Consider the following 9,279-nt stretch of genomic DNA (forward strand, 5'->3'; position numbering starts at 1 on the left):
CGTCCTTGCTCGATTCAGGGGGTTTGTTGAGTAATTTCGTTGCCGCGGATGACTTCCACGCTCGACTTGCGCGGTGCTGTGCCGCCGTGGGTAGCGACAGGTTTGGGTGGGGGCGTCATGGCCAGTTGGCTGAACTGGATCAACTCGCGGTTGGTACTAGCAAGGTTGGCCGATGAATCGCTTTCGCCGGCCCAGTAACGAGCCAGACGTTTTTCATCGGCGCTGCGTACGGCCAGGCGCAACACGCCGGCTTGGGCGGCGAGCATCAACCGACTCAGTAGTTGTTCGGGGACGGCAAGCAAGACGCTGCGGGCGCTGGCGCGCAATTGTTCCTGCCTGAGTTTTTCTTCGTTGCTGCGGACCGGGCTTGCGGGTTGACCGTCGTTGGTCAACCCCAGCTGTTCGCCCACCCCGAGCACCCGCAAGGCCGGCACCACCAGTTGCGCCGACGGCTGAAGGTTGTTGTTGTCCGTGCGCAGAAACAGCAGCACATCGACATAGTCCCCCGGTGTCAGTTGCCCACCGGCATTGATCACTTCATCCACCGCGACGGCGAGGGCGCGTTCATCGGGACGAATCATCCGCGCCAGTCTGCCACCGGCTTCAAAGCTTTCATCATTGAGCCAGGTGCCGGCGCTGAGGGCGCGCCAGGGCGTTCGGCCAATCGCTTGATCGAGGCGGCTCAGGCTGCCGGCCGGGACGGTACGGAGTTTTTCCAGGGTCACGTCAGCGGCGCTGATCGGCATGAACGCTGGTACATCATGCAGCAGCACCACCACCGGTTGGCGGGTGGGGTCGTCAACGGGGACAGGCGTCTGGGCGATGGGTGCAGGCGTGACGATCCCGGGTTGCACGACAGGCTCGGGAGCGGGTTGGCGGCTCAGCGTGAGGCCCCAGTAACCGGCAATAATGGCGCCCACCAGAAACAAGCCGGCCAGGCCCAGAGTGATACGACTGTTCATGACGGCTCTCCCTTTCCTGCTGCTTGAGAACTCGTCGCATCCAACGAGACAACTTAGCAATCAGGCAGCTATGAACATGGAACTATTTGGCTATTTGACGGTAGCTCAGCTAGAGCAAAAAGCCATTAGGAGCCTGAAAATAACTGGCGAAAGTAAGTCGCCAGGGCGAAAACGTGGCCTTTTTGACGTCAACGAAGCGACTAATGCTTTAGTGATAATTCGTTCTTACAGTTGTGGGTACGGGGATTGCGGACAATGCTGATGCTGGCAAAGGGGAATCATGTTGCGACCGAGCAACACCCGTCGTCTTTCAGGAGAACTGCCATGTCCTTTACCAAGATTGCTCAGAAGATCAAATCCGAAATCGCTTTTTACAAAGGCCTGGCCAAAGATACCGAAGGTGCTTCAGGTATTGAGTACGCGGTCGTTGCCGCGATGGTTGCGCTGGTGATTGCTGGACTGAGCTCGGGCATTGAAACCGCGGTCACCACTCTTTTTACAAGTATCAAGACTGCACTCTCATGACGAGAGCAGAGGCAACTTGCTAATGTTCCAAAGGGCTTCTAACGTCAGCGCTTAGTCCATTGCAGGTGTTGCCCATGAACGCTCCCTCACTTCCACGTCAACAGCTTCTTCTGGTCGATGATGAGGAGGATGCGTTGCTGGAGTTGGCGGAGTTGCTGGAGGGCGAGGGCTTCAATTGTTTTACCGCCACCTCGGTCAAGCTCGCGCTGAATCATCTGACGCGCCATCCTGATATTGCGCTGGTGATTACTGATTTGCGGATGCCGGAGGAGAGTGGCATGTCGTTGATCAAGCGATTGCGTGAACATACGTCCCGCCAGCATTTGCCGGTGATTGTGACGTCGGGGCATGCGGACATGGAGGATGTCAGTGACATGTTGCGGTTGCAGGTGCTCGACCTGTTTCGCAAGCCGATTTATCACGTGCGGTTGTTGGAGACATTGAATAATTTGTTTCCGCAGCCTCGCATGGATTTAGTGAGTCCGTGATTGATCGTTCCCACGCTCTGCGTGGGAATGCAGCCAGGGACGCGCGTCCCAAGAGCCGAACGCAGAGCGCAGGAACGATCGGGTCAGGCAACCGGTCGCCAATGCCCTGCCATATGCTCCAAATCCCCCACACCCACCAACAGCAAATCCCCGCTCGACCCTGCCGCACTAGCCAGCAATGTCACCTCACTGGGCAACCGCACCGGTTTCCTGAACTGCACCGCAATCTCGACATTCGCCGCCGGCAGATGCTCACTTAACGCCGCCAGCGTACGCGCCTTGATCCACAAACCATGGGCGATGGCGGTAGGAAATCCGAAGAGTTTGGCGCTGACGGCACTCAGGTGAATCGGGTTGTAGTCGCCGGACACTTTGGCGTACTGCCGCCCAATGTCCGACGGCGCTTTCCAGCGGGCCACCTCCGACATCTCCAGCGTCGATGCCAACACGTCCTCGACGGGCTCGCCTGCGAGTTTGACCCCGCGGCACAGCATCTGGCTTTCAGCTTCCCACAACGCCCCCAACTGATCGTCGAGCGTGGTCACCAGATCGAACGTCGCGCCCTTTTCATGGGGCTGAAGGTTTTGCACCTGAACGCTGACCCGCACACGATTCACGCCGCCCATTGGGCGAAAGATGCGAATGCGGTTGCTCAGGTGAATCAACCCCAGCAGCGGAAATGGAAACTCCCTGGCCGTCAGCAATTGCATCTGCAAGGCGAACGCCAGGATGTGTGGATAGGTCGGCGGCAGCAGGCCGTTGTTGGCAAAACCGCAGACCTTGCGATAGTCCGCCAGGCGCTTCGGATCGACATTGATCCAGCAGCGCAACCCCGAGTCGGGCAGGGTGGTGCCGGTGATTTTGCGCCGCGTCGCAGCCCGCACGTACAGTCCCGACAGGCTTGGTTCGCGGTTGAGTGTGTGCCAATCGATGATCATGCCTAAGCCCCCAAAACACTTTGCCCGCACACTCGCAGCGCCTGCCCGGTGAACGCGCCGGTGCCCGGTTGAGCCAGCCACGCCACCGCTTCGGCGACGTCTTGCGGCAGGCCGCCCTGGCCCAGCGAGCTCATGCGCCGCCCGGCCTCACGCACGCCGAACGGCAGGTGCGCGGTCATCTGGGTTTCGATGAAACCGGGTGCTACCGCATTGATGCTGATGCCGCGTTCATTGAGCGTCGGCGCCCAGGCCTGGGCCAGGCCGATCAGCCCGGCCTTGCTCGCGGCGTAATTGGTTTGCCCGCGATTGCCGGCGATGCCGCTGATGGACGCCAGCAGGATCACCCGGCCGTTGACGTGCAGGCTGCCGCTGTCGAGCAGTGCCTTGGTCAGCACTTGCGGCGCATTGAGGTTGACCGCCAGCACCGCGTCCCAGAATTCCGGGGTCATGTTGGCCAGGGTTTTATCCCGGGTGATGCCGGCGTTGTGGACCACGATGTCGATGCCGTCGGGCAGTTGCTCGATCAACTGCGCAGCGGCATCTTCGGCGCAAATGTCCAGGGTGATGCTGCGCCCGCCGAGGCGTGCGGCGAGGGCTTCGAGATCAGTCTTGGCGGGTGCTACGTCGAGCAGGATCACTTCGGCCCCATCGCGGGCCAGGGTTTCGGCGATGGAGGCGCCGATGCCGCGTGCCGCGCCGGTGACCAGTGCCTTGCGGCCGGACAATGGGCGAGTCCAGTCCGTCACCTGTGTGTCGCAAGCATTCAAGCGAATCACTTGCCCGGAAACGAACGCACTTTTGGGCGAGAGGAAAAACCTCAGAGGGCCTTCCAGTTGATCCTCCGCACCTTCGCCGACATAAATCAGCTGCAAGGTGCCGCCGCTGCGCAGCTCCTTGGCCAACGAACGGCTGAAACCTTCCAGCGCTCGCTGGGCGCTGGCGGCGAACGGATCGCTCAAGGTTTCCGGCGCGCGACCAAGAATCACCAGGTGCGCGCTGTGATCGAGGTTTTTTATGAGTGGCTGGAAGAACTCGCGCAGCTGTTTGAGTTGATCGGTCTGCACCAGGTTGCTGGCGTCGAACACCACGGCTTTGAGTTTGGGGCCGTGGCCGGGAATCCATGCAGTAGCCAGGGAAGGCTCGGTGCCGTAGCTGTAAATCGCGTCGGTCAGACGGTTGGCGAAGGTGCCGATTTTTTCCGTCAACGGGCCACCGCCTAACAACAGCGCCCCCTCGACAGGCCGCAGCCGGCCTGCTTGCCAGCGCTCCAGCCGAACCGGCGACGGCAGACCCAGGGCCCCGACCAAACGATGGCCGAAGGACGAATTGGCGAAGTCGATATAGCGGTCAGACATGTAACGCACTCCAGCAGCTGGGGTTCAAAGTGTGGACCATGAATGGCAATCAGTCGTTCGATCCACGAGATAAGGCCTACGCTTGTGAGTTATGGCCTTCACAGAATAGGAAGCTTTTCATGACTCAGCTGCGCCGCGTTGCGATTATTGGTGGTAACCGTATCCCCTTCGCCCGTTCCAACGGGCCGTACGCCACCGCCAGTAATCAGGCGATGCTCACCGCCGCGCTCGAAGGCCTGATCGAACGCTACAACCTGCACGGTTTGCGCCTGGGCGAGGTGGCGGCGGGGGCGGTGCTCAAGCACTCCCGGGATATGAGCCTGACCCGCGAGTGTGTGCTCGGCTCGCGGCTGTCGCCAACCACCCCGGCCTACGACATTCAGCAGGCGTGCGGCACCGGTCTGGAAGCGACGTTGCTGGTGGCGAATAAAATCGCGCTGGGCCAGATCGAGTGCGGAATCGCCGGCGGCGTAGACACCACCTCCGACGCGCCGATTGGGGTCAACGAAGGCCTGCGCAAAATCCTCCTGCAAGCCAACCACGCCAAAACCACCGCCGACAAACTGAAAACCTTCCTGCAACTGCGCCCCCGTCACCTGATCCCGGATCTGCCACGCATCGGCGAACCGCGCACCGGTCTGTCCATGGGCGAGCACTGCGAGTTGATGGCCCAGACCTGGAACATTCCGCGCGACGAACAGGACCAACTGGCCTTGGAAAGTCACCAGAAAATGGCCGCGTCCTACACCGAAGGCTGGCACAACGATTTGATGACGCCGTTCCTCGGCCTGACCCGCGACAACAACCTGCGCCCGGACCTGACCCTGGAAAAACTCGCTTCACTCAAACCGGCGTTCGAAAAAAGCGCCAAAGGCACTTTGACGGCGGGCAACTCGACGCCGCTCACCGATGGCGCGTCGCTGGTGCTGATGGGCAGTGAAGAATGGGCCAAGGAGCGTGGTCTGCCGATCCTTGCCTATTTGCGCGATGGCGAGGTGGCGGCGGTGGATTTCGTCAACGGTGCGGAAGGGCTGTTGATGGCGCCGGTGTATGCGGTGCCGCGTTTGCTGGCGCGCAATGGCCTGACCTTGCAAGACTTCGATTACTACGAAATCCACGAAGCCTTCGCTGCGCAGGTGCTCTGCACGCTAAAGGCCTGGGAGGATCCGGAATATTGCAAAACCCGCCTCGGCCTTGACGCACCGTTGGGCTCCATCGACCGCAGCCGGCTCAACGTCAAGGGCAGCTCACTGGCCGCCGGGCATCCGTTTGCCGCCACCGGTGCGCGCATCGTTGCCAACCTGGCGAAGTTGCTGGATGCGGCGGGCAAGGGCCGAGGGTTGATCTCGATCTGCGCCGCCGGTGGCCAGGGCGTTACAGTGATTATTGAGCGCTGAGGATCGCGGCGCTTTGCTGTGCGGCCAGTTGCCGGTTGCGGTTGGCGTAACTCTCGGCCATCACTGAGCAGACGATCAGCTGCAACGGGTGGTAGATCATGATCGGTAACAGGATCAGCCCAAGCCCCGGGTTGGCGCCGAAGATCAGCGCCGCCATTGGCGCACCGGCGGCCAGGGATTTCTTGCTGGCGCAAAATACCGCAGCGATTTCATCGGCCGGGCTGAATTTCAATGCGCGAGCGGTGCGGGTGGTCATCCACAGGATGATCGCCAGCAGGATCGCACTGCCGATCAGTGCCGTGAGGATTACGCTGTTGCCCTGTTTTTGCCACATCCCCGAGACCATCGAATTGCAGAACGCCGCGTAGACCAGCAACAGAATCACCAGCTTGTCGACGATGTTGGTGTAGCGCTTGTGGCGGGCGAAGAACTTGCCGAGGAAGGGCCGAACCCATTGGCCGAGCACCAGTGGCAACAGCAACATGGCGCAGAGGTCGAGCAGGGTTGAGCCCAGATCGATGCCGCCAGCGCCGCTACCGACCACGAAACTCACCAGCAATGGCGTCAGGAAGATCCCCAGCACGCTGGACAGGCTCGCGTTGAAAATCGCCGCCGGTACGTTGCCGCCCGCGCTGCCGGTCAGGGCCACGGACGAGGAGATGGTCGAGGGCAGGGCACAGAGGTACAGGAAACCCAGCATCAGCAGTGACGGAATGTGCGAACCCAGCAGCGTGTCGCTCAGCAGCCAGATCAGCGGAAACACCGCGAAGGTGAAACCCTGAACCATCACGTGCAGCTTCCAGTTTTTCAGACCGTGAGTGATCTGCTCGCTGGACAGGTTGACCCCGTGCAGGAAGAACACCAGGAACACACCGATGTTGATCACGTATTCAGCGTGCATTCCACCGCCGGTGGCGCCGAAGGTTGGGAAGAAATACGCCAGCAGCGTGGCGATCAACATGCCGCACAAGAACCAGTCGGTGACCACGCGTTTGAGGTGTTTGAAGGCATGCATAACAGGCACCGAATACATTTGTAAGAATTGGTGACTTAGCCTAACGTCGGCTTCATCAGCCGTCTTGCGACATAAGGCCAATCAATGCCGACTAACGGACAACTTTCTCTCGAGCGGACGATTCCGACGCTGACGGTGCTGCCACGTCCGCTGTATGCCCGTGCGGAAAGTCTCAACGCCGGTTCATGGACGCCGCCGCATCGACACGACTGGGTGCAGTTTTCCTACGCGATCAGCGGCGTTCTCGGCGTGCATACTGCCGAAGGCAGTTTCTTTGCGCCGCCGCAGTGGGGAATCTGGATTCCGGCGGATCTCGAACACCAGGTGGTGACTTCGATGCGCGCCGAGATGCGCAGCCTCTATGTTCGCCGCGAGGATTGTGAGTGGGCGGACGGGCGTTGTCGGGTGCTGGAAGTGACGCCGTTGGCCCGCGAGCTGATCAAGAATTTTTGTTTGCTGCCGGTTGAATATCCACAGGGCGACAGCCAGGAGTCGCGGCTGGTGAATGTACTCCTGGATCAGTTGGCGCATCTGCCGGAGGTGGGCTTCTCACTACCGTTACCGCGCCATGAACGGTTGCTGGGGTTGTGCAACGAGCTGATCGAAAGCCCTGAGCGGAACGTGACCTTGCAGGCGTGGGCCGAGCGGTTGGGCACCTCGGAGAAGACCTTGATGCGGTTGTTCCAGCGGGAAACCGGGTTGAGCTTTCGAGGGTGGCGCCAGCGGATGCGGTTGCTGTCGTCGTTGAGTTTGCTGGAGGAGGGGGACAGCGTGACGAATGCCGCGCTGTCTTGCGGGTATGACTCGACGTCGGCGTTTATTGCGGCGTTCAAAAGCCTGTTTGGGTTTACCCCGGGAGAATTGTTCAAGCAGTGACGACGCTAAAAGATCGCAGCCCGCGGCAGCTCAAGGTTTGGCGCTGCACCTGTAGGAGCATGGCTTGCCAGCGAAGGCTGCCGAACCGGCAACACCTGAACAACGCCCCACGCCAATTCAAAGAACAGGAAAACCACCAGCAAAGAGCTGGCGCCATGGAGCAAGGCATACAGCTGCCAAGCCGAAAACAGAAATCTGCCGACTGCGTCATATCGACCAAACACCTGCTGCGGATCACGAATCCGCAGCACCGCCCACACGCAGACAATCGACCCCAACAGATTGGCCATCAGCATGTGCATCGGCTCAAACGGCGGCAACTCGCCAGGCAAATTGAACGCCTGACTCACATTCAGCAAAACTCCATGCAACGCCGCAAAACTCCACGGCGTGGCAAACGCTGCCGTCACGATCAAGTCATACCACGCACTGCCCCGCACCAACCGGCGATATTGCGTTGAAGTCCACATCCGTCTTGCTCCATAAATTCAGGGAGCAACAAGGCTAAAGCCTGGAGTATGCTCCAGGGTCAAGCCCTCTCGAGACGTCATGATGCGCATCGGTGAATTAGCCCTGGCCAGCGCCGTCAGCCGCGACACGCTGCGCTTCTACGAACAACGCGGGTTGATTGCGGCACAACGCAGCGCCAACGGCTATCGCGACTATCCAGCGGACATGGTGCAACTGGTGCTGTACATCAAGACCGCTCAGCGGCTGGGCTTTACCCTCGGCGAGATCGGCAACAGCGTCGCTGCGTTATGGCAGTCGCCCGATCCGGACAGCGCCGTCACGCAATTGCTGCAAGACAAACTCAAACTGATCGAAACCCGAATGGACGAACTCGGCGCGCTGCGTCAGGAGTTGCAGCAACGGCTCGGTCAACGTTGTCCATTGAATCCGTGATCCTCATTTATCAAGGAAGCCACTCATGTCTACGGCAAAAACCGCACTCATCATCGGCGCCTCCCGGGGCTTGGGCCTCGGTCTGGTGAAAACCCTCCTGGCCGACGGCTGGCAAGTCACCGCCACCGTGCGCAACCCGCAGAACGCCGAAGCCTTGCAGGCCTTGGGCAAGGTGCGGATCGAAAAACTCGACATGGACGATCAGCAGGCAGTCATCGCCCTCAGCCAGCAGCTCAAGGGTGAAGTGTTTGACCTGCTGTTCGTGAATGCCGGGGTCAAGGGACCGGAGGTTCAGGCACCGGGCGGCGCGACGTTGGCCGAGGTCGGTCAATTGTTCTTCACCAACGCCGTGGCGCCGATCAACCTGGCCCAGCGTTTTGTCGGGCAGATACGTCCGGACAGCGGCGTGCTGGCGTTCATGAGTTCGGTGCTGGGCAGCGTGACCATGCCGGATGCGCCGGAGCTGGCGTTGTACAAGGCCAGTAAAGCCGCGCTGAACTCGATGACCAACAGCTTCGTCACTCAGTTGGGCGAGCAGAAGCTCACCGTACTGTCGCTGCATCCGGGTTGGGTGAAGACCGACATGGGCGGTGAAGGTGCCGACATCGATGTGGAAACCAGCACGCGCGGATTGGTCGATCAGGTGAACGCATACACCGGCAAGGGCGGGCATCATTTTGTGAATTACAGGGGTGAAACCATTCCCTGGTAATCACCGCCGTCCCAATGTGGGAGCGGGCTTGCTCGCGAAGGCGGAGTGTCAGTTGACATCAATGTTGCCTGACACACCGCCTTCGCGAGCAAGCCCGCTCCCACAAGG

General features: G+C 60.4%; 11 protein-coding genes. 6 read left to right on the forward strand and 5 right to left on the reverse strand.

What is annotated here, in order from left to right; all coding sequences use genetic code 11:
* Nucleotides 1–14 precede the first annotated feature (14 nt).
* Nucleotides 15–962, reverse strand: coding sequence for a Flp pilus assembly protein CpaB (gene cpaB, locus FQ187_RS16035; protein WP_149630250.1), 948 nt, complete (start codon nucleotides 960–962; stop codon nucleotides 15–17).
* A gap of 324 nt (nucleotides 963–1,286) precedes the next feature.
* Here cpaB and FQ187_RS16040 point away from each other — a divergent pair, with 324 nt between their 5' ends.
* Nucleotides 1,287–1,487, forward strand: coding sequence for a Flp family type IVb pilin (locus FQ187_RS16040; protein WP_056746171.1), 201 nt, complete (start codon nucleotides 1,287–1,289; stop codon nucleotides 1,485–1,487).
* A gap of 74 nt (nucleotides 1,488–1,561) precedes the next feature.
* Nucleotides 1,562–1,975: a response regulator gene (locus tag FQ187_RS16045; RefSeq protein WP_046044730.1), complete on the forward strand. Its 414-nt coding sequence runs from the start codon at nucleotides 1,562–1,564 to the stop codon at nucleotides 1,973–1,975.
* An 83-nt stretch (nucleotides 1,976–2,058) separates the two neighbouring features.
* Here FQ187_RS16045 and FQ187_RS16050 read toward each other — a convergent pair whose 3' ends face one another.
* Nucleotides 2,059–2,913, reverse strand: a complete 855-nt coding sequence (locus FQ187_RS16050; protein ID WP_149630251.1) for a MaoC family dehydratase — start codon at nucleotides 2,911–2,913, stop codon at nucleotides 2,059–2,061.
* Nucleotides 2,914–2,915: 2 nt separating this feature from the next.
* On the reverse strand, nucleotides 2,916–4,268 hold the full coding sequence (locus FQ187_RS16055; RefSeq protein WP_149630252.1) for a 3-oxoacyl-ACP reductase: 1,353 nt from the start codon (nucleotides 4,266–4,268) through the stop codon (nucleotides 2,916–2,918).
* Between the two features lie 119 nt (nucleotides 4,269–4,387).
* On the opposite strand from FQ187_RS16055, the gene FQ187_RS16060 reads away from it, so the two are divergent.
* Nucleotides 4,388–5,665, forward strand: a complete 1,278-nt coding sequence (locus FQ187_RS16060; protein ID WP_149630253.1) for an acetyl-CoA C-acetyltransferase — start codon at nucleotides 4,388–4,390, stop codon at nucleotides 5,663–5,665.
* On the opposite strand, the gene FQ187_RS16065 is transcribed toward FQ187_RS16060, so the two are convergent.
* A complete protein-coding gene (locus FQ187_RS16065) occupies nucleotides 5,652–6,680 on the reverse strand; it encodes a bile acid:sodium symporter family protein (RefSeq protein ID WP_149630254.1) in 1,029 nt (342 codons plus the stop codon). The two genes, FQ187_RS16060 and FQ187_RS16065, sit on opposite strands and share 14 nt — an antisense overlap.
* Before the next feature lie 84 nt (nucleotides 6,681–6,764).
* Here FQ187_RS16065 and FQ187_RS16070 point away from each other — a divergent pair, with 84 nt between their 5' ends.
* Nucleotides 6,765–7,556 (forward strand): helix-turn-helix transcriptional regulator, encoded by a 792-nt coding sequence (locus FQ187_RS16070; RefSeq protein ID WP_149630255.1) that lies wholly within the window; start codon nucleotides 6,765–6,767, stop codon nucleotides 7,554–7,556.
* Between the two features lie 5 nt (nucleotides 7,557–7,561).
* Here the strand turns inward: FQ187_RS16070 and FQ187_RS16075 are convergent, their stop codons facing one another.
* Entirely contained in the window at nucleotides 7,562–8,026 is a 465-nt protein-coding gene (locus tag FQ187_RS16075; protein ID WP_149630256.1) for a hypothetical protein, read from the reverse strand.
* Nucleotides 8,027–8,108: 82 nt separating this feature from the next.
* Between FQ187_RS16075 and FQ187_RS16080 the strand changes: the two genes are divergently transcribed.
* Both FQ187_RS16080 and FQ187_RS16085 read left to right on the forward strand, forming a co-directional pair.
* Nucleotides 8,109–8,459: a MerR family transcriptional regulator gene (locus FQ187_RS16080; protein WP_149630260.1), complete on the forward strand. Its 351-nt coding sequence runs from the start codon at nucleotides 8,109–8,111 to the stop codon at nucleotides 8,457–8,459.
* A 25-nt stretch (nucleotides 8,460–8,484) separates the two neighbouring features.
* Entirely contained in the window at nucleotides 8,485–9,171 is a 687-nt protein-coding gene (locus FQ187_RS16085; RefSeq protein ID WP_149630257.1) for an SDR family oxidoreductase, read from the forward strand.
* Nucleotides 9,172–9,279: the final 108 nt, after the last annotated feature.

Origin of the sequence: Pseudomonas sp. ANT_J28 (genome assembly GCF_008370005.1) — a bacterium.
GTDB classification, from domain to species: Bacteria; Pseudomonadota; Gammaproteobacteria; order Pseudomonadales; family Pseudomonadaceae; genus Aquipseudomonas; species Aquipseudomonas frigoris.

Bases quoted from the DNA above. Each gene is read 5' to 3' on its own strand.
- FQ187_RS16040 (WP_056746171.1), top strand. From the start codon at position 1,287: ATGTCCTTTACCAAGATTGCTCAGAAGATCAAATCCGAAATCGCTTTT.
- FQ187_RS16060 (WP_149630253.1), top strand. From the start codon at position 4,388: ATGACTCAGCTGCGCCGCGTTGCGATTATTGGTGGTAACCGTATCCCC.
- FQ187_RS16065 (WP_149630254.1), bottom strand. From the start codon at position 6,680: ATGCATGCCTTCAAACACCTCAAACGCGTGGTCACCGACTGGTTCTTG.
- FQ187_RS16045 (WP_046044730.1), top strand. From the start codon at position 1,562: ATGAACGCTCCCTCACTTCCACGTCAACAGCTTCTTCTGGTCGATGAT.
- FQ187_RS16080 (WP_149630260.1), top strand. From the start codon at position 8,109: ATGCGCATCGGTGAATTAGCCCTGGCCAGCGCCGTCAGCCGCGACACG.
- cpaB (WP_149630250.1), bottom strand. From the start codon at position 962: ATGAACAGTCGTATCACTCTGGGCCTGGCCGGCTTGTTTCTGGTGGGC.
- FQ187_RS16055 (WP_149630252.1), bottom strand. From the start codon at position 4,268: ATGTCTGACCGCTATATCGACTTCGCCAATTCGTCCTTCGGCCATCGT.
- FQ187_RS16085 (WP_149630257.1), top strand. From the start codon at position 8,485: ATGTCTACGGCAAAAACCGCACTCATCATCGGCGCCTCCCGGGGCTTG.
- FQ187_RS16075 (WP_149630256.1), bottom strand. From the start codon at position 8,026: ATGTGGACTTCAACGCAATATCGCCGGTTGGTGCGGGGCAGTGCGTGG.
- FQ187_RS16070 (WP_149630255.1), top strand. From the start codon at position 6,765: ATGCCGACTAACGGACAACTTTCTCTCGAGCGGACGATTCCGACGCTG.
- FQ187_RS16050 (WP_149630251.1), bottom strand. From the start codon at position 2,913: ATGATCATCGATTGGCACACACTCAACCGCGAACCAAGCCTGTCGGGA.